21 protein-coding genes and 1 pseudogene are annotated in these 25,990 nt (G+C 58.6%); 10 read left to right on the top strand and 12 right to left on the bottom strand.

Annotated features, from left to right (window positions below; genetic code table 11):
- Nucleotides 1-123 precede the first annotated feature (123 nt).
- The 4 genes and pseudogenes from JJ869_RS11070 to JJ869_RS11055 all read right to left on the bottom strand — a co-directional run.
- A pseudogene (locus tag JJ869_RS11070) lies at nucleotides 124-986 on the bottom strand (IS3 family transposase); the annotation flags it as partial.
- Between the two features lie 385 nt (nucleotides 987-1,371).
- Nucleotides 1,372-2,229 carry a fumarylacetoacetate hydrolase family protein gene (locus JJ869_RS11065; protein ID WP_292267157.1) on the bottom strand — a complete coding sequence of 286 codons (858 nt, stop codon included), beginning with the start codon at nucleotides 2,227-2,229 and terminating at the stop codon, nucleotides 1,372-1,374.
- A complete protein-coding gene (locus JJ869_RS11060) occupies nucleotides 2,226-3,161 on the bottom strand; it encodes a 2-dehydropantoate 2-reductase (protein ID WP_292267154.1) in 936 nt (311 codons plus the stop codon). Before JJ869_RS11060 ends, JJ869_RS11065 begins: the two co-directional genes overlap by 4 nt.
- Nucleotides 3,158-4,708, bottom strand: a complete 1,551-nt coding sequence (locus JJ869_RS11055; protein WP_292267153.1) for a trimethylamine methyltransferase family protein — start codon at nucleotides 4,706-4,708, stop codon at nucleotides 3,158-3,160. Before JJ869_RS11055 ends, JJ869_RS11060 begins: the two co-directional genes overlap by 4 nt.
- Before the next feature lie 110 nt (nucleotides 4,709-4,818).
- Between JJ869_RS11055 and JJ869_RS11050 the strand changes: the two genes are divergently transcribed.
- Nucleotides 4,819-5,715: a LysR substrate-binding domain-containing protein gene (locus tag JJ869_RS11050; RefSeq protein WP_292267150.1), complete on the top strand. Its 897-nt coding sequence runs from the start codon at nucleotides 4,819-4,821 to the stop codon at nucleotides 5,713-5,715.
- Here JJ869_RS11050 and JJ869_RS11045 read toward each other — a convergent pair.
- The gene (locus JJ869_RS11045) at nucleotides 5,704-6,405 is read right to left on the bottom strand and encodes a Type 1 glutamine amidotransferase-like domain-containing protein (RefSeq protein ID WP_292267145.1); all 702 of its coding nucleotides are present in this window, start codon (nucleotides 6,403-6,405) and stop codon (nucleotides 5,704-5,706) included. The two genes, JJ869_RS11050 and JJ869_RS11045, sit on opposite strands and share 12 nt — an antisense overlap.
- A 216-nt stretch (nucleotides 6,406-6,621) precedes the next feature.
- Between JJ869_RS11045 and JJ869_RS11040 the strand changes: the two genes are divergently transcribed.
- The 5 genes from JJ869_RS11040 (at nucleotide 6,622) to JJ869_RS11020 (ending at nucleotide 13,127) form a co-directional block, all read left to right on the top strand.
- Nucleotides 6,622-8,100 (top strand): ABC transporter substrate-binding protein, encoded by a 1,479-nt coding sequence (locus JJ869_RS11040; protein ID WP_292267142.1) that lies wholly within the window; start codon nucleotides 6,622-6,624, stop codon nucleotides 8,098-8,100.
- 80 nt (nucleotides 8,101-8,180) lie between these two features.
- Nucleotides 8,181-9,140 (top strand): ABC transporter permease, encoded by a 960-nt coding sequence (locus JJ869_RS11035; RefSeq protein WP_292267139.1) that lies wholly within the window; start codon nucleotides 8,181-8,183, stop codon nucleotides 9,138-9,140.
- A complete protein-coding gene (locus JJ869_RS11030; RefSeq protein ID WP_366510447.1) occupies nucleotides 9,137-10,024 on the top strand; it encodes an ABC transporter permease in 888 nt (295 codons plus the stop codon). Before JJ869_RS11035 ends, JJ869_RS11030 begins: the two co-directional genes overlap by 4 nt.
- Nucleotides 10,021-12,066, top strand: coding sequence for an ABC transporter ATP-binding protein (locus JJ869_RS11025; protein WP_292267133.1), 2,046 nt, complete (start codon nucleotides 10,021-10,023; stop codon nucleotides 12,064-12,066). Before JJ869_RS11030 ends, JJ869_RS11025 begins: the two co-directional genes overlap by 4 nt.
- Entirely contained in the window at nucleotides 12,063-13,127 is a 1,065-nt protein-coding gene (locus JJ869_RS11020; RefSeq protein ID WP_292267130.1) for an Ldh family oxidoreductase, read from the top strand. Before JJ869_RS11025 ends, JJ869_RS11020 begins: the two co-directional genes overlap by 4 nt.
- On the opposite strand, the gene JJ869_RS11015 is transcribed toward JJ869_RS11020, so the two are convergent.
- From JJ869_RS11015 to JJ869_RS10990, 6 genes are all read right to left on the bottom strand, one after another.
- Complete coding sequence (locus JJ869_RS11015; protein ID WP_292267128.1) at nucleotides 13,076-14,185, bottom strand: dimethylsulfoniopropionate demethylase; 1,110 nt, start codon at nucleotides 14,183-14,185, stop codon at nucleotides 13,076-13,078. The two genes, JJ869_RS11020 and JJ869_RS11015, sit on opposite strands and share 52 nt — an antisense overlap.
- The gene (locus JJ869_RS11010; RefSeq protein ID WP_292267125.1) at nucleotides 14,185-14,520 is read right to left on the bottom strand and encodes a hydroxyisourate hydrolase; all 336 of its coding nucleotides are present in this window, start codon (nucleotides 14,518-14,520) and stop codon (nucleotides 14,185-14,187) included. Before JJ869_RS11010 ends, JJ869_RS11015 begins: the two co-directional genes overlap by 1 nt.
- On the bottom strand, nucleotides 14,520-16,238 hold the full coding sequence (locus tag JJ869_RS11005; protein ID WP_292267122.1) for a thiamine pyrophosphate-binding protein: 1,719 nt from the start codon (nucleotides 16,236-16,238) through the stop codon (nucleotides 14,520-14,522). The genes JJ869_RS11010 and JJ869_RS11005 overlap by 1 nt, the downstream gene beginning before the upstream one ends.
- Before the next feature lie 15 nt (nucleotides 16,239-16,253).
- Nucleotides 16,254-17,450, bottom strand: a complete 1,197-nt coding sequence (locus JJ869_RS11000) for an alpha-hydroxy acid oxidase (RefSeq protein WP_366510446.1) — start codon at nucleotides 17,448-17,450, stop codon at nucleotides 16,254-16,256.
- Nucleotides 17,451-17,768: 318 nt separating this feature from the next.
- Nucleotides 17,769-18,710, bottom strand: a complete 942-nt coding sequence (locus tag JJ869_RS10995; protein WP_292267120.1) for a LysR family transcriptional regulator — start codon at nucleotides 18,708-18,710, stop codon at nucleotides 17,769-17,771.
- A 389-nt stretch (nucleotides 18,711-19,099) separates the two neighbouring features.
- Nucleotides 19,100-20,053 carry a LysR substrate-binding domain-containing protein gene (locus JJ869_RS10990; protein WP_292267117.1) on the bottom strand — a complete coding sequence of 318 codons (954 nt, stop codon included), beginning with the start codon at nucleotides 20,051-20,053 and terminating at the stop codon, nucleotides 19,100-19,102.
- Between the two features lie 145 nt (nucleotides 20,054-20,198).
- Here JJ869_RS10990 and JJ869_RS10985 point away from each other — a divergent pair, with 145 nt between their 5' ends.
- From JJ869_RS10985 to JJ869_RS10970, 4 genes are all read left to right on the top strand, one after another.
- Nucleotides 20,199-21,209 carry a TAXI family TRAP transporter solute-binding subunit gene (locus JJ869_RS10985; protein WP_292267115.1) on the top strand — a complete coding sequence of 337 codons (1,011 nt, stop codon included), beginning with the start codon at nucleotides 20,199-20,201 and terminating at the stop codon, nucleotides 21,207-21,209.
- A 74-nt stretch (nucleotides 21,210-21,283) separates the two neighbouring features.
- Nucleotides 21,284-22,012, top strand: coding sequence for an aspartate/glutamate racemase family protein (locus JJ869_RS10980; protein ID WP_292267112.1), 729 nt, complete (start codon nucleotides 21,284-21,286; stop codon nucleotides 22,010-22,012).
- 23 nt (nucleotides 22,013-22,035) lie between these two features.
- Nucleotides 22,036-24,255 carry a TRAP transporter fused permease subunit gene (locus JJ869_RS10975; protein WP_292267109.1) on the top strand — a complete coding sequence of 740 codons (2,220 nt, stop codon included), beginning with the start codon at nucleotides 22,036-22,038 and terminating at the stop codon, nucleotides 24,253-24,255.
- 4 nt (nucleotides 24,256-24,259) lie between these two features.
- Nucleotides 24,260-25,498: an FAD-dependent oxidoreductase gene (locus JJ869_RS10970; protein WP_292267106.1), complete on the top strand. Its 1,239-nt coding sequence runs from the start codon at nucleotides 24,260-24,262 to the stop codon at nucleotides 25,496-25,498.
- A 248-nt stretch (nucleotides 25,499-25,746) separates the two neighbouring features.
- On the opposite strand, the gene JJ869_RS10965 is transcribed toward JJ869_RS10970, so the two are convergent.
- A partial coding sequence (locus JJ869_RS10965) for a transposase (protein ID WP_292267103.1) occupies nucleotides 25,747-25,990 on the bottom strand: 244 nt, incomplete at its 5' end.

Genomic DNA, 25,990 nt, shown 5'->3' with positions numbered 1-25,990 from the left:
CACGAGTCAGGTCGATCGGAGTGAGAGTCAGATCACACCGGAAAGCCATGCGGCACCAACCCAGCGAATGGTCGATCGCTGTTTGAGTCAAACCACCCGAGAACTGGCACTAATCGTATGACTGTCCGAGTGGTGGAGCAGCGCGTCTGCTTTGCCCCGACTCCAGACGGCCATCATCAGCGCATCCATGACCAGCGAGGCGTCTCGATCCGCTTTCATGGACCAGCCTACAACGCGCCTGGAGAACAGGTCCAGGACCACGGCAACGAAAAGCCAGCCCTCGGCAGTCCAGATGTAGGTGAAGTCGGCCAACTATTTCTGGTTCGGTCGGTCCGCCGCGAAGTCGCGGTCGAGGATGTTGTCGGCGATGACGGAGCGTTCGCCATCGTCCTTTGGTTTTCCACGTCGCTTCGGACGCGCTCTCAGTGCATTTATCCGCATCGGTCGTTCGACACGGTGAACTCCACATGCGAGACCGTCTTCCAGAACGTCACGCCAGACCCGGCGGGCGCCGTAGGTGCGATCGCTGGCCTTGAAGCTCTTGTCTATCGCCTGAACGAGCTTCGCGTCATGAGCCGCGCGGTCGCTGATCGGTCTTCTGATCCAGGCATGAAAGCCGGACCGGGAAACGCTCAACGCGTCACAGATCCAGCTGACCGGCCAGATGTGCCGGTGCCCTGCGATGAATGCGAACGTCATGTCGCTTCCCGCGCGAAAAAAGCCGCTGCCTTCTTGAGGATGTCACGCTCCGCCCGGAGACGGGCGACCTCTTTCTTCAGCGCTGCAATCTCGGCCAGTTCCGCGCGCTGCTGGCCATTCCCGGAAAACGCCGTGGTCGGTGCCGCAGCCGCCTCACGCATCCAGCGCCGCAGCACGCTCTCTGCAAGATCAAGGTCCCGACACGCCTGAGCAACCGCAACACCCCGCTCGGTCACCAGCTTTACTGCCTCGATCTTGAACTCGCGGCTGAACTTTCGTCTCGTCATATCCAATCTCCAATTCCATGGTCACGATCTTATCTTCGTGTCCACGAAACCAGCAGCAGGCCAGTGAGACTGTTTTCCACTGGAAGCTTCGTACGTCCTGACTAGCAGAGTTCGCCAAAAAATGTTTTGGCGGTTGGGTCCTTTGGACCCACCTCTGCGGTGTTTTCACAAGTCCCCGAAAGGTTATTTCGGATCATAGGATTGCGGGATAATTATCGTGAACTGTTTAGAAAAATCCCTTTGGGTGTATTCATGCATTGATGGTTAAATTCGGTTTGGGTCGAGCCTCCACGTGGCTGTTGTCAGGGCCGCTACTATCGATAGTGGGTCAACCGTTGCGCATCAAGAATGTCAAAAAGAAGCGGCTTGACACCACCAAATTATTTCATGCGCTTGAGGAGACGGTGTTCGAAAGGGTTCCGATCCCTTGGACAGTGATGCTCACGATATCCTTCGGTTTCAGGAAACGCTTTGGAGTCCGACTGCCGCCGGTGCCGTCTGGCGATCCGGTTGCGATCACGTCACCCGGGTGCAAGGTGAACAGTGACGAGGCGTATGCGATTTGCTGGGGGAGGGTGAAGATCATCTCGCGCCCGAAGGCGGATTGCATCACCTCGCCGTTGAGCGTGACAGTCAGGTGCAAATCCGCAATCTGCGGCAGCGCATCTACAGTGGTGATCCAGGGGCCCCATGACCCCGAATTGGCAAAATTCTTGCCCGCGTATATCGAATGTCTTTGCCAGTCGCGCACGGAGCCATCGTTGAACGGCGCGTACCCCAGCACATGCTCCATCGCCTGCTCGGGCGTCACGTGTCGCGCGGGCTTGCCGATGATGGCAGCGATTTCCCCTTCGTAATCAAAACTATCCGCGGGTTGCCCCTGCGGACTTTCTAGAGGTCTTTCATGCCCGACAAGGGCTTCGCGTTCCTTGCCGAAGAGGATAATGTTCTCCGGGTTCGGCGGGGCCACGCCGTCAACCGGGTAGGGTTTCGGATAGTTCATCCCAACGCAGATGATTTTGTGCGCGTTTGGAATTGGTGTTTGGAACACGATGTCTGCAACGGGGAGTGAGGCCGCAAGGTTTCCCGCGTTCTTCAGGGCGTCGCAGTTGTGGTCCGCCTCCAGCAGATCGCGGAGCGTCGGGTAGATCGCACGCAGCGCGTCGCTGGCGGTGGTGACGGTTTCATCTTTGAAGACACCATATAGCTTCTGGCCACGATGCAGAAACGAGCCGATGTTCATGCGCCTTCCCTCTCAAATGCTGCTTCTCGCTGACGTAGAATTGCGGTCAGCGTGTCATTATACGGCGTAGAAATCCCCATTTCTCGGCCCATGACCGGGACTATGCCATTGATTGCGTCCAGTTCCGACGCGCGGCGTGCCATGTGATCCAGCAGCATGGACGGGCGCGCATTCGGCATGCCTGCGCCGAACGCGGTGACATAGGCGACAGGGTCATCAAACGACAGCGGCACACCTTTGGCGCACGCGATCTTATGCGCTTCGAGCATGGCGCCAAGGGCAATCCGCCAGTGATCGGAGTGGGCCATCAACTCACCGACCGTGACGTTGAAGGTTGTGCAGGGGGCGCTGAATGTGACGTTGCACAGGAATTTCTCCCAGATCAGCTGGGTTATGTTCTCGAACGCCCGCGCGTTGAAACCAGCCTCTTGCCAATGCACCTCGACGCGCTTCAAGCGGTCCGTGATCCCGCCGCCCAGCTCTCCGATCCGGATCAGCTTCATGCTGTTGTGATGCGCGTGCCCAGGGCCTTTCATCGAAGCCCCAAAGCCATCGGCGACACCAAGAAGCACATTGTCCGAGGGCATATGCGCGGCGATCCTTTCGCCTGCGCCAAGACCGTTCTGAATTGTCAGGACCATGGCATCCGGCCCGATCACGGGCGCCGCGGCTTGCGCGGCCGGGCCCACGCCAGAGGCCTTGGTGGCAAGGATGCACAGATCGCATTGTCCGACATCCGCGATCCGGGTGGTGGCCCGCACAGTTCGGACCGTCCTGTCGCCGCTGGCCCCCTCGACCCGCAGGCCATGTGCGTTGATCGCATCTACATGGTCGCGCCAAGTATCCACCGCCCAAACTTCGTGGCCCGCGTCCGCCATGAGCGCGGCATAGATTGATCCCATGGCACCTGCGCCGATCACAGCGATTTTCATGAGGCTGTCATCCTTGTGGCAGGCAAGCGGATATCGAAGCGCGCCCGCAGGTCTTGTTCGATATCCTTGCTCAGGTGGCGTGGATAATGGCGGGAGAGGGTGTCTGCGACGGTCCTGCGCGCCGAGTTGTTGATGTTTGGCGCACCGCTGGCAAGCCAGGCTTCGGGCGCTTGCCGGTCAGCGTGGGCTGGGTAGACAAAATCGGTTTTCATGCGCGCAAACGTGTCTGCGTGGCCCAGAAAGTGTCCCTCGCCACGGACGGTTTGGGCGATCACATCGACGGCGAGAGTTGCGTTGCTGACCTCGATGGGAAACGCAGATCGCAGAATGGCACCCAGCATGTCATTGTCGATGACATAGGCCTCAAGCGACGTGGCCATCAGCCCCGCCTGGGTGCCTGCCGCCTGCGTGATCAGGTTGGCCCCGGCCTGCGCGGCCAAAGTCACCGAAAGCGCTTTTTCAAAGCCGGATTGTGCATCGGCAAGTTTGCTATCTGTGGCCCCGGCAATGGTCGAATTGGGCAGTTCATAGAAGCGGGCCAACTGTGTCGCAGCAGCGGTCAGTACGGCCTGTTCGCCACCTCCGCCCGCCATGCCGCCCGACCGCAGATCCGTCACCATGGGCCTCGCGCCGTAGACCGCACGTGCCTCGGGGTCCAATGTCCACGCAAACACCATCCCGGCGAGCGTTTCGGCATTCGTTTGCGCGAGACAGCCCGCAATGGTCACCGGGCTCGATGCGCCCATCTGCCCGAATGTGTTGACCATCACCGGTATGCCGGACCGCACAGCTGCTGCCATCACCTCACAGGCGTCGGCATCAAAGCGCAATGGCGGCACCGCGTGATTGATGTTGAGTGACAGGAACGGCTGTGCGCGAAATGCCGTCTCGGACCCGGCGACAGCATAGCACATCTGCGCGATATCGTAGACATGTACCGGATTGCTGGCGCTGACCATGACGTGTTTTGATGTCCCCGCCAAAGAGGCGAAAGCCGTATTGATATCAAGCGCATGAGCGGTCGGCATATCGCCAGCGATCATCGAGCGCGAAAAGAACCGCACATGCTCCAGCGTATCCACAAGCCTTGCGGCATCATAAAGATCGCACAGGGTTGCGGCGCGATAGCTGCCGTCGGTGAGATCCACAATATGCGGTGAGGCTCCACCGGACCCTGCGTGGACTTTGGCACCTGCAAGGTCCAAATCATGACCAATCGCTCTGCCAAAAAGTCGAAATCCGCGCCGGAACCCGGCGAGCGCGTCGATGACGAGGTGTTCTGGGAACAAGAGCCGCCCATCATCGGCAAGCCTTCCACCCCGCGCGGTGATCGCGTTTACCACGATTGGTGGAGCATCGCTGATGCCGACCCGGTCAAGGATTTCCAGCGAAGCCGCATGGATTTGTGCCAGCGCCTCGTCGCTGAGCGGGTTCAGGCGACCGGCAACCGGCGCGTCGCGCGGGACGGCTTGTGCATCCTGCACCTCGCCGGCTTTTCGTCGCCCTCCAGAACGACGGCGCGATACGATATGAGCTAAATGATCCATGGATCTCCGTCCGCCGTTTTCGCACCAACCTCGCCTTCGTCGGAACATTGGACAAGCAACTTGTCCGCATGGCATGAATAAAGAAAACTGTCGCTATGGGATGGGGCGAAATGGGCCGGACGCCACGCAAACTTCCACTGACCGCACTGCGCACGTTCGAGGTCGCAGCGCGCCGTCTCAGCTTCAAGGACGCCGCGGATGAGCTGTGCGTGAGCGCGACCACTGTCAGCAACCAGATCCGCGAACTTGAAAGAGACTGGCGCTGCCAGCTGTTCATCCGAAAGACCCGCGCGGTGGTTCTAACCGACGAGGGGCGATCATTGAGCCGTGTGCTGACCAAGGCGTTCGACGACATCCGCGCAGAGATCGAGATGCGTGGTCAAAGCACCCGCAAGACAGTTACCCTTGCGGTTGGGCCGATCTTTGGGACCCGCTGGATGGTGCCGCGGCTAGCCCGGTTCCGCCGCGACCTGCCCAATATCGACCTGATCCTGCAAGACAGTCCGCGGATCACGGATGCGGTCATGATGGGGGCACATCTTGCTGTGGATTGGGGCGAGGGGAACTGGGCCGGGCTGGACAGCATGCTTCTGTTGGACATCACCTATGCACCCGTTGTGAATGAAGCGCTTTTGGCCGAGAGGGGCGGATTGAGCCGTGTCGAGGACCTCGCGAAATATCCGGTCATTCACCAACGCGATCGTTCCGAATGGGCTGCATGGCTGGGGATGATGGGTTGCTCGGGTCTGAAGTTGAAAGAAGAAGTCATCATAACGGACACAAATACTGTGATGCAGGCAGCCCTTGAAGGGCAGGGTGTCTCTCTGGGGATATTCCCCTTTGTGAACATAGAGTTGAATTCCGGTGCGCTGATCAAGCCCTTCGATGTCGAACTGAAACCCAAACGGTCGTTTTACCTTCTGGCCAAGCCCGGCAGCGAGCGCACGGCAGAGGTCTCGTCCGTCATAAAATGGCTGCTCGATCAGGCCGGGGTGTCAAAAGGATAGCCGGGTCTCGGTGACACGTCCCGCGTCTGTTCGCCGGACATGAAAGGCAGAGGCCTCTGGCTCGGCGCTGTAGGTTGCGACTGGGCCGGACGCATCGAACACAACAGCGACCCCATCATCCATGGCAATGGTGTTCGGCATGGTGCCGCGCGAAACGGCGTCATGCAGCGCCGCATGACGGTCCGTTTCGGTGGAGTAATGCGGGCAGGCACCGCCCTTGATCAGTCCCAGACCCTGCAACGGACGCATCGGACCGCTGCCCGAGTGAAACAGGAAACGGTCGAACCAACACACCGCACCGGCGCTCACCCCGGCAATGGCCAACCCCCGTCGGGCTGCCTCGGACAGGACGCGGTCCCAGCCGTTTCGACGCCACAGATCGACCATGGCTTCGGTATCGCCGCCGCCGATATAAACCATGTCGAGCACGTTCAGATGATTTTCCAGGGTCTGCGTGTCCAGCGCCATCGGCAGATGGACATGCCGGGCGGTTAGACCGTCGAAACGGGCATGAAACCGGTCGATCTTGACCGGATCATCGTTGCTCGCCGCGCCAATGAAGCCCAGCCTGACGTCTGCCTTGCTCGCCTGTTTCAAGCAGAATTCATCAAGCGCAGGATAGGTGTCATGCGTGAATCCACCGCCACCTATGGCGGTGATGTTGATGGCGTTCATGGTGGTGTCTTCCATGCTCTTTCCAAATGGACACCTCAAAGAACTGTATTTGTTCTTTGACTGTCAAAGGGAAACTATGAAGCTAGGTCCACGGCCGGAAATCGATGATGGATAAGGTTTTTCATATCTATCAGTAGCAGATTTTGTGTTTGTCGATTTGCGCGTGCGGGGAGGAACATCTTGTCAAAACGAGAGCGCAACAATCGCTCCGGGACATTGGGAGGAAGACACATGAAAAAATTGATCACAATGGTGTCCGCGGCTGCTCTGGTCGCCGGACTCGCATCAGCCGAGCCGAGCGGCACGTTCCGTCAGGCCCACGAGCTTGGATTTGGTGCGCAATCAAGCCTCGATCCGATATCGAAAGGCCGGGTGTTCCAGATCACCGAAAAGATCATGAGCCGTCTTGTACGTCCGGGTCTTGACGGCAAGCCAGAGGCTGATCTTGCAACAAGCTGGGAGGCCAACGAGGATGCGACGGTCTGGACTTTCAAGCTGCGTCACGGAATTACCTTCCATGATGGCTCGACCTTTGAAGCCGCTGACGTGGTCTACTCGCTGAACCGCGTGCTTGATCCTGAAAGTGACAGCCCGGCGCGCTCGGCAGTCAAGATGATCACAGAGGTTAAGGCGCTGGACGACATGACCGTTCAGATCACGCTGGATACACCGTTTGCCGACATGCCGTTGCAATTGATGGATTACCGTCTGCGGATGCTGAACGAGGGGTCGGGCGATACGATTGCGACCACAGGCAACGGCACCGGACCGTTCAAGGTCGAAACATTCGACGCGGAAGGCACAACCGTTTTGGTCGCCAATCCCGATTATTGGGAAGGCGCGCCCGGTGTTGCCCGCATGGAAGTGATCGGCATCGCGGATGGGCAGGCCCGTTTGCAGGCGCTTCTGGGCGGCCAGATCGACATGGAGCGCGGAATCACGGCGCAGCAACAGGTCATGCTGAAAGGCTCTGACAAATTTTATGTTCAGGTGATCCCGACCGGCAACTGGCGCGGTCTTGTGTTCCGCACCGACGTGGAACCGTTCAACGATATTCGCGTGCGTCAGGCGGTTCGCATGGTCGCTGATCGCGAGGAGTTGGTGGCGCTTGTCCTGGGCGGTGAAGGCATCGTGGCGTGTGACGCACCTGTTGAGCCGAACGACCAGTATCGTGCCGATCTGAGCTGTCCTCAGGACATCGAAAAGGCGAAGGCCTTGCTGGCGGAAGCCGGGTATCCCGACGGGATCGACATCGATGTGCATGTCGCAACACTTGAACCCACGTGGCCCACGTTGGCCGTAGCCTACCAGGAACAGGCTGCCGCTGCGGGCATTCGGGTGAATGTGGTGCAGGCGCCGACGGATGGATATTGGTCCGAAGTGTGGATGAAAAAGGACGTGACAGCAACGCGCTGGAACGAACGCCCCGCCGATCAAGCTTTTCACGAGATTTACCTGTCGAACGCCAAGTGGAACGAAAGTTACTACAAGGACGAAAAATTTGACGCCATGCTTGCCGAAGCACGCCGTGAGCTGGATTTCGAAAAGCGCAAGGCGATCTATGTTGCGGCCCAGGAGCACTTGCTCGAGACGTCTGGCACATTGATCCCCTATACAGTGACGAGGCTCGTGGGTGTGTCTTCGCGGGTGTCCAATCTTGATGAGGTCAAGAACGACGCGGTGCGCTGGCACAAGATCACGGTCGACTGACACCGCGACCACGTACGGAAACGGAGAAGGGCGCGCGCATTGTCCCGCGCCCTTTGGTCCCTCAAGAACGGGTGGTGTCCATGCTTCGTATGCTTTTGCGACGTATGTTCCTCGGTGCGACCACGGTTGTGATCGTCTCGATGATCATTTTCGCAGGCGTGGAAATGCTGCCCGGGGATGCCTGCACGGCGTTTCTGGAACGCGAAGCGCAAGGCAAATTGCTGGAGAATTGCCGAGAGGCACAGGGTCTGAACCGTCCTGCAGTGGAACGCTACATTGACTGGGCAAGCAGCGCTGTCCGCGGCGATCTGGGTATTTCGGCCAACGGTCAAAAAAGCATTGCCGAACTCGTTGGCGATCGCCTGGCCAACTCGCTGCTTTTGGCGGCGTGCTCGCTGGCATTGGGAGTGCCGCTAGCCATCTTTCTTGGGGTGGTCACCGGGTTGTGGCGTGACCGTCCGGTCGATCTGATCTTATCCACGCTGACGATTTTTGCGATGACGATCCCCGAATTTGTATCGGCCACGGTTCTGATCCTTGTCTTTTCGGTTTGGCTGGGCTGGTTGCCTGGGATCGTGCTGACATCCGCAAGCGCACCCGCGGCGGAGTTTTTCCCTGAAATCATGCTGCCGGTCCTGGTCCTGACGATGGTGATGACAGCGCATATTCTGCGTATGGTCCGATCCTCAGTGATCGAGGTCATGGCGGGTGATTATATCCAGATGGCGACGCTCAAGGGCGTGCCCTATTGGCGGATCGTCTTCAGGCACGCCTTGCCCAACGCCCTTTTGCCCGCGATCAATGTCGTTGCGCTGACGATTGCATGGCTGTTGGGTGGTGTCGTCGTGATCGAGGTCGTGTTCAATTATCCCGGTTTGGGCCGGATGATGATCGACGCCATTTCGGATCGGGATCTGCCCGTTGTTCAGGCCATCGCATTGATTGTCGCCACCGTCTACGTCTGCGTGAACCTCTCGGCGGATATTCTGACGATGATCGCCAACCCGCGCCTGCGCACATTGCACATGAGGCGCGGATGACTCTTGCAGCAAATCCTCCGCGGAACACCCCATGGAGCCGCACGATATCGGTCTTAAGGGATGTGATGTCGCGTCCCTCTGGTGCCATCGGACTGTTTCTGGTGGCTTTCCACGTGGTTCTGGCCATCGTCAGCCCCTGGATTGTTCCCCATGACTACAAGGCGATGAATTCGGCGATGATGCTGACGGGTCCCGATGCGGCCCATTGGCTGGGCACCGATCACCTGGGCCGCGATGTTTTCTCGCGCGTTCTGCTGGGCGGACGCGAAGCGCTTCTGGTGACTGGCATTGCTACACCGATCGCGGTCACCTGGGGCGGATTCGGCGGCATTTTGTTCGGGCTGATCGGTGGACGTGTGGACGAAGTGCTGATGCGGGTGGTGGACGCCTTTCTCTCGCTGCCGTGGATCCTGAAAATGCTGGTGCTGATCGTGACTTTCGGCACCGGCATCGAAGTGCTGATCCCGACGCTTGCCTTTTTCTACGGAATTCCCGTGATCCGGATCGCCCGGGCTGCCACACATGATGTGGTGGCGCGCGACTTTGTTTCAGCCGCGCGGGCGCGCGGGCACAGCCGTCTGACGATCATCCGCCGCGAATTGCTGCCCAATGTTCTGGACACACTCATGGTCGAGGGCGCAATGCGCTGGTCGTGGATGTTGCTGGCGTTTTCATCGCTGTCCTTCCTCGGATTTGGGGTCTCTCCACCGACTCCGGATTGGGGGCTGATGATCGCGGATGCGCGCGGATTCATGTCTTTTGCCCCTTGGGGCGTGCTGGGACCTGTGATCGCTCTGTCCTCGCTCATCATCGGGATCAACCTCACGGCGGATGCCCTTGCCAAAGCGCTTGGCATCGACCGTGCGCAAAAGGCTCCGGTATGAGCGCGCCGCTGATCGAGATCCGCGATATCTCCGTTGGGTTCACGGGCAAGTCGGGGGCGACCCTCCCGGTGCTGCGGAACATCGACCTGACCGTAAAGGCAGGGGAAAGCATTGGTATCGTGGGTGAAAGCGGTTCGGGGAAGTCGACGCTGGCCCTGGCGGCCATGGGGTATCTGAAACGCGGACTGCGGCTGCTTGAGGGGTCGGTCGCTTTCCAGGGGCAGGACATGTTCGCTCGCACTCGCACCGAGCTTGAGAAAATTCGCGGTGGTGAACTGGCGCTGATCCCACAGAACTCCGGCCAGTCCCTGACGCCGACCTTGCGGATCGGTGCGCAGTTGATCGAAGCGCTGCGGCTGCATTCGGACGTGCCGCAGGCCGAGTTTTCCGCAAAGGCAATCGAACTCCTAGGGCAGGTCAGGCTGCCTGATCCTGCCGCGATCATGACCCGCTTTCCGCACGAGTTGTCTGGCGGACAACAGCAACGTGCCGCAATCGCGATGGCCCTCGCTGGGGAGCCAACGGCGCTTTTGCTCGATGAGCCGACGACCGGTCTCGACGTGACGACGCAGGCGCATATCCTTGAGTTGCTGCGCGACATTGCGCGCAACCGGGACATGGCCATGGTTTATGTCAGCCATGATCTGGGTGCGATTGCGCGTGTCTGTGACCGTGTTGTGGTGATGTATGCCGGTGAGGTTGTGCTTGACGGGTCCACGCGTCAGGTTCTCAAGGCTCCCGTGCATCCCTATGCGCGCGGCTTGCTGGCTTCGATCCCACGGCTGAGCGATCCGCGTCTGCCTGTGGCGTTGGATGGCCGTCCGCCCGCGCCGGGCGGCGCAGGTCAGGGATGTTCCTTCGTCGACCGCTGTGCCTTGGCACAGGAACAATGCCGCAGCCGTCGGCCGGTTCTGGAGCGCCTGCCAAGCGGTGAGTCAGTCCGGTGCTTCCGCCACGAGCATGCCGAAGACCTTTCCTTGACAGGCAGCGGCGCGATCCCGGCAAAACTGGACAGCGACGCCGTTCCGGCTTTGCGGCTTGACGATGTGGCGATCCGCTACAATCGTCCCCGATTGTTGGACAAACTGCTCGGCCGCGACAGCGCGTCAGTTGCCACGGTTGACGGTATCGAAATCACCGTAGCCAAGGGAGAAACGCTGGGCCTTGTCGGGGAAAGCGGTTCGGGCAAGTCGACCATCCTCAAGGCAGTTGCCGGCCTGCTGCCGCCGTCGGACGGCAGGATCACGGTTGCGGGCGGCGAGGCGTTGGCTCCCGAAGTGGAGCAGCGCAGCCCTGATCATCTGCGCAGGATACAGCTGATCTTTCAAAACCCGGATGACAGTCTTAATCCGCGCCAGACCATCGCACAAATTCTCGAACAACCGCTGAAGCTGTATTTCGGCCTGAGCGGCGACGCTCTGCATCAGCGCTCCGCCGAAATTCTGGAGCGCGTGAGACTGGGAGCGCATTATCTGGACCGTTTGCCCAGTCAACTTTCGGGTGGTGAAAAGCAGCGTGTCGCCATTGCGCGCGCCTTTGCCGCCGATCCCGATCTGGTGCTGTGTGACGAGGTCACGTCGGCTCTGGATGTGTCCGTACAAGCGGCGGTTCTTGATCTGTTGAACGATCTCAAGTCGACGCAGGGCACCACATACGTGTTCGTGAGCCATGACCTTGCTGTGGTTCGCGCATTGTCCGACCGTGTTGCGGTGCTTTATCAGGGGCGTCTTTGCGAGTTGGGGCCGTCAGCCGACGTCTACGCCACACCCTCTCACCCCTATACCGAAGTTCTGCTTGGCGCTGTTCTGGAACCTGACCCGGACACCGCCCCAACACTCAGCGCGGATGACGTGGTCGAATTGTCGCCGCCTGTAAGGGGCTGTCCGTTTCAGCGCCGGTGCCCGCGCAAGATCGGGCCGATCTGCGATACCGATGCGCCGCCCTGGAGGTATCGCGCGGATGGCCATGGCATCAGATGTCACCACACGATCGAGGACCTGGAAACTGTGCAGCGCAAGGATGTCGCGGAGCGGTGCGCATGAGCAAGCTTCGTTTGGCCGAGGATCGTGTGTCTGTGCCAGTCGCTCAGGCCCGTGCCTGTGCGATACAGATTTTGTTGTCGGGCGGTTGCGACACGGAACGTGCCGAAGCGATAGCGGATCATCTGACGGATGCGGAGCTTTGCGGCGTTGAATCGCACGGACTCATGCGGGCACTTCAATACCGCGATGAATTCCGGCGGGGGTACCTGGCAGCAAATGTCACGCCGGAGGTGAGCATTGGGCCCGGGGCAACCGTGCATGTCGATGGGCGCGGCGGGATTGGCATTCTTGCTTTAAAGGCTGGAACAGAGGCCGGTATACGTGCCGCTCGCAATCACGGAGTCGCCGCTATTGCAGTGCGCAATACCGGGCATACCGGGCGATTGGGGGCCTTTGCGGAAGATGCGGCGCAGGCGGGCTGTCTGTTCATCGCCTGTGGCGGCGGCGCGCGCGAGCGGTGGCGCATGGTGGCGCCCCATGGCGGCAGAAAGGCGGTCTTGCCGACAAATCCGTGGTGTCTGGGCATTCCCGGCGGCGCGCATGGGCCGGTGGTGCTGGATTGCGCGACAGGGCAGATTGCAGGCGGGTGGATCTACGCAGCGCAGCGCGCTGGCGCGTCCCTGCCGGAAGGGGCGGTCTTGGATCGGGACGGCAGACCGACAATAAATCCTGCAGATTACTTTGACGGCGGTGCTATCCTTCCCAAGGGCGGTGCGCTGGGCTACGGCCTTGCCACCATGGGCGAACTTATCTGTGATGCGATGCTGGGTCCGGCACGTGTGGAATGCAATACGTTCATCCTGGTGGTGGACACCGCGCGATACCGGAATGCGGGGCCGATGCAGCACGCTGCCGAAGCGATCCTGACGGAGCTTCGAAACTGCCCGCCGGCTGCAGGGTTCGACCGTGTCGAGGTTTGCGGGGAGCGCGAGGCCATGCAACGGAAGGGCCGCGTCACCGTGGAATTGCCCGCGAGAACATGGGACGCCCTTCAGGACGCAGCACAAGATCAGGCAAAGGGAAGCAGCGAAACCTCTCCCGATCGCACCATTCCATCCTGAGAGTGGACTTCGACTTCCTGTCCCGCATCCCAGTACCCACGGTCGATCAGTGATTGGCCGACATTCCGCTTGAGGCGTGGGGACCATATGGCAGAGGTCACCTGACCGACGCGGACATCTCCCACCATGACGGCCCAGGGTTTGGAACAGGTGGGGCAGGGACCACCATCAAACGCCACACCGCGGATTTCACGGGCTGGCCCCACCGTTGCGATCTGTTGAAGCGCGCCTCTGCCAATATAGTCGATTGAACCGTCGACCACGCAGAACTTTCCATGCCCGATTTCGAAGGGATTGTTTTCGCGCGTGAATTCATTGCCGTAAGACAGCAGGCCGCCTTCGATCCGTTCGATCAGGTTTGGGCAACCGGGGGTCATGTCGTGCGCCTGACCTGCCTCCCAGACGACATCCCAGAGGGCTGAGCCAAGGTGGCCACCGTTCAAGTAAATCTCAAAGCCGTCCTGCCGCGAATAGCCGGAACGGGCGATCAGTTGCCGGGTGCCCTGAAAATCGATCCAGCCGAATTTGAAAAAACCGATGTCGCGGATGTGGTTCCCGAAAAGCTCTGCCACCAGGTTTTCAGCCTTGGGGCCTTGGATGGCCAAGGGTGATACGTCAGGTTCACTGACTTCGACATCCAAGCCCCGACCCAAAGCCAGGCCCATCGCGTAGAGCAACACATCACTGTCGGCGATCGACAGCCAGAAGCGATCCTCGGCCAGCTTCAGCATGACCGGATCGTTGATCATACCCGCCTTTGCGTCGATGATCGGGATGTAGAAACAATCTCCGACCTTTGCGCGTGCGATACTGCGGGGCGTCATCCATTGCACAAGCGTCGCGGCATCCGATCCGGTGATCTGGACCTGACGCTGGCAGGAAACGTCCCAGATCTGGACATGCTCGCGCAGGTGCCAATAATCCTCTTCGACCGATGGCTGGAACGCCTTGGGCAGCAGCATGTGATTGACGACGGAAAAACCGCGCACGCCCGCCTGTTCGACGCGATCGGTATATGGTGTGCGGCGGATGCGCCGCGACATGTTCAGGCCATCCATCAGCGTGACGTCCACATCGAATAGGAATTCGGGTTCAGGATCACCGGCATGTGGTATTTGCCCTCCGGGTCGGGCATGGCAAAGCGCAGGGCAATCTGGGTGACCGTCGCTGGGAAGTTGCGGGCGGCCCAGTAGGGCCCCGTGTCAAACACCAATTCATAGGTGACATCGGGATCAATCACCTGCGCGTCGATGTCTTGCGACAGGCGGCCTCCGTCATCCATTCGCGCGTTGAAAACGATCGTTCCATCTGTGAGGTTCGTCAGCGTGACAGCGATCCCACCCGCATGGGTGCCGTCCGTGCCGTTCAGCGTGTGCGAGCTAAGAACTGCCATTATTCGATCGAAGCCTTGTCCCGTTTGTCGGATGTCGCCGCAACGATGGGGCTGATCACCCCGCGGCATTTGACATTGACGATGGCGACTTTGCCGCTGGCCATGGCACGTTTAAGGGCAGGGGCGAGCTGCTCGCGTGTTTCCACCAATTCACCATGTCCTCCCATGCCTTCGCACATGCTGTGGAAGGGAATGTCACGGAAGTCGGTGGCGAAGTGTTTGCCGTTTGCAAACAGGCGTTCCTGCTGCTGGGAGATACAATCCAGTCCACCATTGTTGTCGATCACGATGGTGATTGGGAGATTGTCCTGAAACGCGGATTCAATCGAAAGCCCTCCTGACAGAAATGCCCCATCGCCCGAGATGACGACCACATTGCGCTCCGGGTGAAGCGCCTTGGCCGACACGCCAAAGGACACGCCAACCCCAAGCAAGGAGTAACTGCCGGGATGCATGATCCCGCCCAGTTTTTGGCCGCGCCACCCCGCCATGTTCACCGCGATTTCGGACCAGAAATGCGTGTTGCCACCGTCAAAGATCAGCCAGTCCTCGTCGCCCATCTGCTCTTGAACATCCAGCGAGAGTTGCAGCGGGTGCATCTTGCCCGGCTTGGCGGACTCGGCCTCGATATGCGCATACCATTCATCGACCCACGCTGCGCGACGCGTGCGCTGCAAATCAAACCAGTCAGGCCAGGTCTTGCCCACACCCTCAAGCTCTTCGAGGAACGCGCCGGGGTCCGACAGCAGCACCTCATCTGCGGCCTGATTGTATTCCAGTTCCTCGTGGCTTCCGTTGATGCAAATCAGCGTCTGTTCCTTCGTGAAGAACGGCGGGTTGCCGAAATTCATCTGATTGTCCAAACGCCCTCCGATCATCAGCACCAGATCGGCCTCGTGAATGGCGGGTTTGGACGGGTGGTATTGGTGAAAATCGGCCAGTCCCATATAGGCCTCGCATTCCTCACCCAGCAGCTTGGAATGGTAGGGCACATTGAAAATCGGCAGGCGCAGAGCTTTACCAACCTGTTCGAGCTTGCCCTCGGATTTCGACCACCAGATGCCGTGACCACCGATGATGACCGGACGCTCGGCGCGTTTTACCTTTTCCAGAACCACCTCAAGAGCCGCAGGATCGGGCCACGCGCGCGCCACCGGGCGCGCGGCGCGGTTGAACGGGCGCTCGTCGAGACCCGCATCCGGCGCGAAGGACGAAAACATGATGTCCACCGGCAGCGAGATATGAACCGGGCCGGGGTACCCTGTGGTTGCGGCAATCCAGGCGCGATTGATGAATTCGCTGATCCGCTCGCCATCTGTGATCTGAACCGAATACTTGACCAGCGGAGCCGCGATAGCGACATCGTCAATCTCTTTGAACCCACCCGCTCCCTGACGCTTGAGTGTGGAAGACCCGGTCACGAAAATGACTGGGCTGCGTTCGCCACCGGCTTCGAGCATGGCTGGCACAGCGTTGGCAAAGCCTTCGGGACCCACAAGGCAGACCACCGGTTTGCGTGTGATACGCGCGTGGCCGTCTGCGAGATGCCCTGCGATCTGTTCATGGGGGGCGTTGATGACCGGCATCTGACACTCCATGAACCCTTCGAGTGCCGGATTACAAAAGCCGCCCGCGAGGGTGAACACATGGTCGACCCCCTTTTCCCTAAGCGCGCGGGCAAGCAACGCCCCACCTCTGATCTTTTTTTGGTCCGTCATGCGAGCAATCTCATTTCAGGGTTTCGCGGCAAGCCACATGGTCGCCTGTGTCCTTGTGTCCGGTGAGTCATTGGGCTGCGCTGTGTTGTCGAAAAGCACGTCGGGCCCAAGCTGATTGATGGAGGTGACGCCAAGTTGCGCCATCACGACACGAATGTCCGAGGTAAAGCTCTGAAGCAGCGAAGTCAGCCCGCGGGGTCCTTCTGCACCCAAGGCAAAAAGTGCCGGGCGGCCAATCATGACAAAGTCAGCGCCAAGAGCGAGCGCTTTTACAACGTCTTCGCCATTGCGAATGCCACTATCGAAAAGCAACGGAAAATCCGGGCCAACAGCATCGCGGATCAGCGGCAACAGGCGGATCGCGGGCGGGACCGAGTCAAGCTGCCGCGCTCCGTGGTTGGACACATAGACGGCATCGACTCCAAGGCTGCGGGTCCGGCGCGCGTCAATCGCCGATGTCACGCCTTTGACAATCAGCTTTCCCGGCCATTCCTTTCGCAGAACGTCCAGAAACGCCCAGTCAGCGCCGGAGCGGCTTGCGCCGCGGTCGAAGGTGTTGACACCTTTGGTGCCTTCAAAGTTCATCGGGCGCGGCGCTCCTGCCGCAAGCGTGCTGATCGACCATCGCGGATGCGACGCAAAGTCGAGAAACGCACGAGGCGACATCCCGAACGGAACAGAGAAGCCATTGCGCAGGTCTCGCAGCCGTCGGGACACCTGGGGGACATCCACGGTGAGGACCAATGTTTCGTAGCCCGCAGTGCGGGCGCGGTCTACCAAGGCCAGCGAGGCTTCTTTTGACGCACCAAAATACAGCTGAAACCAAGCATGACCTCCTGCCAGCTGCGCCATGTCTTCGATCGAAGTTGATGCTGCGGACGACAGGCACACCGGGAAACCAATTGACCGTGCGGCATCGGCCAGAGATTTGTCCGCATTGGGGTGGACCAGATTGCACATACCCATTGGAGCAATTCCGAAAGGCAATGCGTGGGACTGCCCCAAAAATTCGGTTGTCAGTGAACAGTCGGAGACGTCCGCCATTACCCGGGGTTGCAGCATGATCTCATCAAATTGGGACAGGTTGCGCGCGGCCCCTGTCTCTCTGCCTGCGGCGCCCTCGACAAAGTCAAACACCAGACGCGGTAGTCGCCGCCGGGCAAGCCGTCGCGCGTCGTCGGTCGAATATATGCGGCTGCGTTGGGGCAACATAGGTGTAACTGCCTTGGCGTTTCATACAGGCTGAGTCAGACTACAAAGAGCTAGGCGCGGCTGACCAATCGAATATCGTGGTGAACCCATACGGCAGACGTATGCCAGTCCGTCTTCGTGCGGTAATCCTATGAACCGCGAAGAGAGATCGGTTGGCTACGGCACCACTGGCCACGTGTTTCTCTTCACCGCAGCGACACGTGTTTCTGCAAGCCACGTTAAAGCCTTTTTGATGGCCGCGGCTTGTCAGAGCGGTTGTCATTTACGAGTTGCTGATGTCAGAAGTATCGCACGTCGCGACACTTCTGCGAGCCGCGTTCAGCTTGCGTGACCGCTCAGCTTTTCAACCTTATCCACGCGGCTCTGCAATTGCTGTGCGAAGAGGTCGACAAATTTCAGCGCCTCGCGCGACAATTCTTCGCGCCGCGCCGCAACTACGGCGACGAAATATGTCAGTTTCTGCTTGATCGGTCGGAACACCACCCCGCCCATGCGCACGGCCTGTTCAGCGGAAAACGGGTCTGCAATCGCCAAAACCGAGGCTTCGCGCACCAAAGCGCCCGCAAGCGGCATGTTGGCCACGGAGAGCCGTGAGCGCGCACGCAGCTTTTCCGACAGTTGGGGATCAATCGACATCATGGAATCCGGATAGCTTGCTCCGAAGGTCACAAAGGTCTCGGTCATGACAAGCTCTTCGAGATCAACGGGCCCATACTCTGTTGCAAGCCGATGGTCCTCTGGTATCAGGCAGACATAAGCAACCGAAGTCTGGAACAGCACCTCCACGCCTGAATAGTCCGGTTCACGCCCGACTATGCCCAGATCAAGTTGGCGCATCTGTATGGCGTCAAGAATGGCGGGTGTGTTGCGCGATTGTACGACGAATTCGACATCGGGATTGTCATTGTAGAGGCGGCTGATCGCTTTGGGTAACTCGATTGTCGCAATGGACTGAATTGCCCCGATCGAGATCTTCCCTCCTTGAGAGGTGCGGATGGATTTCGCGAGGTCCTGCAATCGGTCGATACCCACGAACATGCCTTCGACACCGTTATAGAAATGCCGCCCCTCGACGGTCGGGGTCAGTCCTCTACCAACGCGCACAAACAGCGGGAATCCTGCGGAGTCTTCGAGGTCCGCGATAAGCCTGCTGACGCTGGGTTGCGAGATATGCATCATCTTTGCAGCTCCGGTAATCGAGCCACAACGGATCGTTGCCCTGAAAGCTTCAAGTTGACGAAGGTTCACGGATATTTCCATTCGTAAAATTATGTGGTCAGGGTAACAAATAACTTTGGTCTATGTATACGCGCTTCTGCGCGTCAGTGAACTTGGATACCTTTAAGCGTTTCCGCTCCTCTCCCAGCCAATTGAAATCTAGCGGAAAACTCCGGCCTCAAACGATCCAATTTCCGAGGGACAGAGCAGCGATGTCCAATATTGCAAACGCGGTGGCCGCGATGGACGTGTTCGAAGGCAGCGAAGCGAGCATTTTACGAGCTGTGTCCGCCGCCGATGCGATTTTCACGGAGGAGCTGGACGCCACAGATGGACAATTTCTCATGACTCTAGTCGGTGTTGCAGACGATCCATTTTCTGTGTCATGCTCCCAGCGTGATAATGGTCGGGCGGTGCGACCCGGCCATTTTCTATTGTGCGCATATCTCACCAGTGTCATCGACAATGCTCCGCACATAACTCAACCATTCTTCAGCAAAGGCTTTGGCCAATAGCGAGGGAGGACGACGCGAGGGGGTGACCAGTGCATAGCCGAAGGGAACGGTCGGTTCGAATTTGACGAATTTTATCCTTGGCTGCTCCCGACCTTTTTGCAGCAAATAACTCTTGGCGCTGAGCGGATCGACAATGGCGCAGATTTGCTCTGCTTCGACAAAATTGAAGAGAGGCAGGAAATACTGAGCATCGACCCTCACATTAAACTGCGAACCACACTGATCAAAGGCGTTCTGCGTATCGTTTACCGTTGCATGCCCCAACTGCAGCGTTCCCATTGGTTGCCCATTCAGATCAGCGGCGGTGATGCTTTCGAAGTCTGCCAGCGGGTGATGTCTTGGTAATGCACACAGGCAATCGCTGGCGACGCGCACCATCTTGAAAAGCTCGTCTGGTAGGTTTTCGGTGATCACATCCGTCATGCCCAGATCACAGAATCCGATGTCAAAGCTCTGTGCCGCAATCAGGTTCAGGATCTGCGGTGAACTTCGGGTCGACAACGTAATGCGCACATCTGGAGCGTCGCTGCTGAACCGGCTTACGAAATCAGGCATGAGATAAGCAGACGGTCCGGGCATGGCGACAATCCGCAACGACCCCCGCACGCGGTTGCGCATGCCCTCCATGTTTGACCGTGTGGCAGTCAACCGGTCCAAGATTTCTGATGCCTCAGACAAGAGATAACGCGCTTCCGGAACTGCTATCAAGCGACGCCCCTCGCGTTGGAACAACTCCATGCCCAATGATGCCTCAAGTGCTCTGAGCGACGCACTGACGGCCGGCTGGGTCCTGTTGAGGTTGCGCGCTGCTGCGCTCACCGACCCGGTGTTCATGATCTCCCGAAACACTGCGAGCTGCTGTAAATTCATGCAGGCAGATATATAAGAGAAATTTTGGTTAAGAAATAAATTTCAAATTTGATTTTATCTGAGACATACCATCAGATCGTGGCAGTCCATCACTGCATTGCGCGGTACGTGCCGCGACAGATGCACACTTCAGGGAGTTAATAACATGGGACTGTTTACGAAAATTACTGCAGCGGCCATTGCAACAGCGCTGACTGCAGGCGTCGCCGCGGCGCAAGATCCGACGTTTTTCCGGATCGGGACCGGATCCGCTGGTGGCACTTACTTCCCAATCGGTGGAACCATCGCCAACGGCATTTCCGCGCCCCCCGGATCGCGTCCTTGCGACGAAGGTGGTCAATGCGGCGTTCCCGGTCTGATCGCGATTGCGCAATCGACGACAGCTTCGGTGTTCAATAACACGGCCGTCCAGAACGGTGAGTTGGAGGCCGGTATGGCCGCGGCTGACGTCACCCGGTCGATGTATCTCGGCGAAGACAAGTTCGAGGGCAAGCCGCACGACAAGCTGCGGATCGTGGCCAATCTGTTCCCCGAAGATCTTCACCTGGTTCTGCCAAAGGGCAGTTCGATTGAAAGCCTGGCCGATCTTGAAGGCAAACGTGTGGGTATTGCGCAAGCCGGGTCGGGCACACAGGTTGCGGTGCTTCAGATGCTCGAGAAATGGGGCATTACCCGCGACAACATTGATGAGGCAGAGCTGAACAACAGCCAGTCGGCAGAACGTTTGGCGGACGGCCAGATTGACGCCTATTTCTACGCCGCGGGTTGGCCGGTTTCGGCGATGGTGCAACTTGCAACCACCAAAGGCATGGAGCTTCACAGCTTTACCGACGAAGACCTTGCCATCGTCAATGAAACAATCCCCGCCTACATCCCGTCCACGATCCCGGCAGGTGTTTACGAAGGTGTGGACTATGATGTCAGAACACCCGCCGTATCGGCGCTCTTGGTCGTGTCCTCTGACCTGAGCGAAGAACTCGTTTACGGCATCACCAAGGCGCTCTGGAACGACAACACGCGGACGCTGCTGGACAATGGTCATGCCAAAGGCAAGCAGATTACGCCCGACACCGCACTCGACGGTATCGCCGCGTTGGGCGTGCCGCTGCACCCGGGTGCGGAGCGGTTCTACAAGGAAGCCGGGTTGCTCCAGTAACCCCGTCAGTCGGGCAGGCGGATCGATGGGGTCTGCCTGCCTGCATCTCTTTTCCGAAATTTTGGAGCGCGATCGTGGCTGTTGTTTCAGGCGGACATAATATTTGCGGCGTGTCGATCGGCGTTCTGTCGCTCGAGAGCTACTTTCCAAAGCCGCCGGGGCACATCAAGAACCCATCCAGCCTGCCGTTCACGACGAGCTACGAGATCATCACAGGGCTCACCATACCTGTTTTGCTGAACAATCCCTCGCCGGACATGATCGCGCCTTTGATCGAGGCAGCACAGCGCCTGGAGAAAAGCGGCGTCAAGGCGATCACCGGGTCATGTGGATTTCTTGCGCTGTTTCAGAATGAGATCGCTGCAGCTGTCAACGTGCCGGTTTTTGTCTCTTCGCTGGTTCAGGCAGAGCTTATACACCGCATGACGGGCCGCCCGGTCGGCGTGCTGACGGCGTCCGCCGATCTACTCACACCCCGTCACCTCGCAGCCGTGGGCGCGAAGAACACCCCGCTTGTAATCGAGGGCATGCAAGACGGGACTGAATTTTCGGACGTCATTCTTCGCAACACCCGCAACGACATGGACCTTGAGAAGATCGAAGCCGAGTTGCTTGAAGTCGGCGAGAGACTTGTTGCACGAGCGCCGGAGGTGGGTGCCATTCTTCTCGAATGTACGGACTTGCCACCTTACGCGCACTCGCTTCAGTCCCGGCTCAATCGGCCCGTGTTCGACATCATCACCTTCGCAACAATGATTGACCATGCGGTCCTCAGACAGCCGTTTTCAGGTTTCATCAATTAAAGATTAGCGCGAGGGAATTTCGCATGACCAACTCAGCAACACCTGAAAAAGATGACCGCGAACTGTCTGCCGAAGACCTTGCTGACATTGAGAAGAAGTATGACGAAGGTGCTGCGACGCGGCAGGTCTCACCCGGCTTTGGCAAGTTCCTGCGCTACGTCGCGCTGACCTTTGCAGTGTACCACTACCTGACGGCGGGGTTCGCTCTTCCAACTGATTTCTGGCACATGGGTTGGCACCTGTCTGGTTTGTTCGTCCTGACCTATGCTCTCTTTCCAATGTTCAAAACCAAATCTGCATTTGACCTTCACCACAGCCCCTTTCGAATTGGCGGCGTCCCGATGATCGACATTCTGTTGATGGTCCTTGGTACCTCGGCGGCGCTCTATCTGGGTCTTGCATGGCGCGGTATTGAGTGGCTGGGGATCGAGGAACAGACCTTCCGCATGGGCAATCCCAACACCTATGACATGGTGTTCGGCTGCATCCTGATCGTGCTGGTTCTTGACATCGCACGCCGCACGCTTGGATGGATTTTGCCGCTGATTATCTGCGTTTTCATTTCGTACGCGCTCTTTGGCCCGGTGTTTCCCGGACTTCTTCAGCATCCGGGTGTGAATTTCAGAACCTTCGTCAGTTCGATGTATTTCCCCGCCGAAGGCATCTTTGGCGTCACGCTTTGGGTCGTCTCTACAATCGTTTTTCACTTTGTATTGTTCGGGGTCATCGCCCAACGTACCGGGCTGGGGCAGTTGTTCATCGACAACGCAACGATCCTTGCTGGTCGCTATACCGGCGGTCCTGCAAAGGTGTCGGTCGTGTCGTCGGCCTTTTTCGGCACCATTTCGGGATCGTCCGTCGCGAACACCGTGTCCACCGGGGCCCTGACCATTCCGAACATGAAACGGCTTGGCTATCCGGGTCATTTCGCGGGTGGCGTCGAGGCTGCGGCCTCGGCGGGCGGGCAAATCACGCCACCGATCATGGGCGCGGCGGCCTTTATCATGGCCGAGTTTCTGGAACTTCCCTACACGACCATCGTGATCGCGGCGATTTTTCCGGCATTTCTGCATTATGTCGGCGTGTTCACCGTCGTGCATTTGATGGCTCGCCGCTTGGACCTAAAGGGGCTGCCTGCTGACAAACTTCCGAAACTCAAGGCGGTTTGGAGCCATGGTTGGGCCAACATCGTGCCGTTGGTCGGGCTGCTGGTGGTGCTGTTTTCAGGCTACACGCCCTACATGTCGGCGTTTTGCGGCATCTCACTGGCTATCATCGCGGGAATGTCCCGGGTCAAGGAACCCATGACGCTGGTCTATTCTGCGGCCTTTATCGCTTTTGTGATCTGGAAATTCATGGGCGGAGGATTCGATCTGCTGATGTCAGCCATCCTGATCGCAGGGGCGGCGATTGCGGCTTTCAATCCGCAAGAGCGCACAACCCTGAGCGAAATGGCAGATACGTTCGAAACAGGTGTGAAATACGCGTTGGCTGTGGGTGCTGCCTCGGCGGCTGTGGGCATCGTCATTGGTGTGATCAACACCACTGGTGTGGGCTTCCGCATGGGCTTCATGGTAACACAGGCGGCATCGAACTTTGGGACTGATCTTCACTGGCTCTTTACCTTTGGGACGTGGGAGCTGTTCTCAGTGGCCGATCTGACGCTGTTCATCAGCCTCGTATTCATCGCACTGGCTTGTATCCTTATGGGCGCGGGCGTGCCGACAACCGCGCTCTATATCATGCTGGTCTCCGTGGCGCAGCCCGCCCTGGCGCAATTGGGCATCCCGCCCATCGCCAGCCATATGTTCGTGCTCTATTACGGCGTCGTGGCCGAGATCACACCGCCGGTTTGTACCTCGGCCTACGCCGCTGCTGCGATTGCCGGATCCAACCCTTTCCGAACGGGGATATCTGCGTTCACCCTTGGATTAGGTAAGGTCGTGGCACCCATGGCATTTGTCTACGCGCCAGTGCTGCTCTTCGTGTCGTCCACCGGGTTCGACCTTTGGGAATTCACGTACACTGCGGCAAGCTGTATTGCCGGAGTGATTGCGCTTTCTTCGGCGGTGGTCGGATATTGGCTCGCGCCGATGGGAGCGGTGTACCGTTGGCTGATGGCATTGGCCGGTCTGGTATTCATCGCGCCGTCGCTTCAGGCTGATCTTAGCGCGCTGATCATTGCCAGCCCTGCGATCATCAGCCAGATTGTCCAGCGCAAACGCCTTGCGCAACTGGTCTAAGCCAATGGTCGCGAATGTCACCGTTTTAGGCGCCGGTATCGTGGGCATCTGCACAGGCCTTTCGTTGCTCGAAAGAGGCGCATCAGTGCGGTTGATCGACAGAGGTGATCCGGGACAGGAAACATCGTTCGGAAATGCTGGCGTGATCTCGCCATGGTCCATCGTGCCGCAAGCCATGCCGGGTGTTTGGAAGAAGATCCCCGGCTGGTTGATCGATCCGCTGGGGCCGGTCTCTGTCCGCCCCAGTCATCTGCCACGGGTGGCGAGTTGGGGATTGAAGTTTCTGGCCAACGGCACCGAAGCGCGCGTTCGCGACATTTCGGCTGCAATGGAAACCCTCAACCGAGATTGTGTGACGCTGTACCGGCATCACCTTCGTGGTACGGGACACGAAGAGCTGGTGCGCGACAGTTACTACATCCATGTTTTTCGCGATGCAGAAGGCGCGCAACTCGACACCTTGGACAACGAATTGCGTCTGGCCGCCGGAGCAGATCTCGAACGCGCCGATGCTCACCGGCTCAGGGAGCTGGAACCTGATCTGTCACGAGATTTCAAATCCGCGGTCGTCATCAAGGGCCAAGCCCGCGCCTTGTCGCCTGGACGCATAGGGCAGGTACTGACAGATAAGTTTCAGAAAATGGGCGGCGAGATAGAGTGCGCCACGGTGCAAAGTATTGCACCCTTGGAGACAGGTGGGTGGCGCTATGTGACCGAGCACGGGGAATACACCGTGCCCAAGCTGGTTCTGGCGATGGGTGTTTGGTCCGCGGAGTTACTTGAGCCTTTGGGTATTCATATTCCGCTGGAGTCCGAACGCGGATATCATGTCAACTTCACCACACCAGGGATCACGCTCAATCACTCTATCATGGATGTGGATATGAAATTCGTGGCGTCCTCCATGGAAGACGGCGTTCGGGTTGCAGGTACGGCAGAATTTGGTGGGCTGGATGCGCCGATTTCTAAAAAGCGCGGCGACGGGTTGGTCACCTTGGCTGGAAAGCTTTCACCAAAGCTGAACACGGAAGCCTACACAACTTGGTCCGGTCAGCGCCCCAGCTTGCCAGACAGCTTGCCCTGTATCGGCGAAATTGAAGGTTTTCCGGACCTGATTACCGCCTTTGGTCATAGCCATTGGGGCCTGATGATGGCCCCCAAGACAGGACAGATTGTGGCTGATCTCGTCACCGGAACGAGAACAAATCTCGACCTCTCGCCCTATGAACCGAACCGATTTTGACGACTGATTGAAAATGATAGGAAAGCAAAGAGCTTGGACTTGGACGGTTCTGTTGATGGCGTGGATGCCCCTCCCGACGGCATCGCAATGTGCCATTGTGGTGAGTGTTGAAGCCATCACAGTAGGAAGGAGCATCCATGTCCGAAGTTACAATTATCGGTGTCGACTTGGCAAAGCGCGTTTTCCAGTTGCACGGTGCGTACAATGACGGGACGGTCGCGTTTCGTAGGCTCCAGACTCATTGAGTTTCAAAGCCAGAAGAGGATCGTTGCTGCGAGAGCTATTGCGGAGAGGAAAGTCTCGGGGCATCGGTCGTATCGTGTTGCGACGCGCCTCCAGTCCTTGAGGCGACCAAACATGATCTCGATCCTGTTGCGCCGTTTGTACCGCCGCTTGTCATATTTCACGGCTTTCTTGCGGGACTTTCGACCGGGGATGCAAACCTTTATCCCTTTGTCTTTCAAGGCTTCTCGCAGCCAATCGGCATCGTAT

This window comes from Marivita sp. (genome assembly GCF_017643905.1).
Taxonomy (GTDB): Bacteria; Pseudomonadota; Alphaproteobacteria; order Rhodobacterales; family Rhodobacteraceae; genus Marivita.
This window is presented reverse-complemented; position numbering and strand designations above follow the sequence as displayed.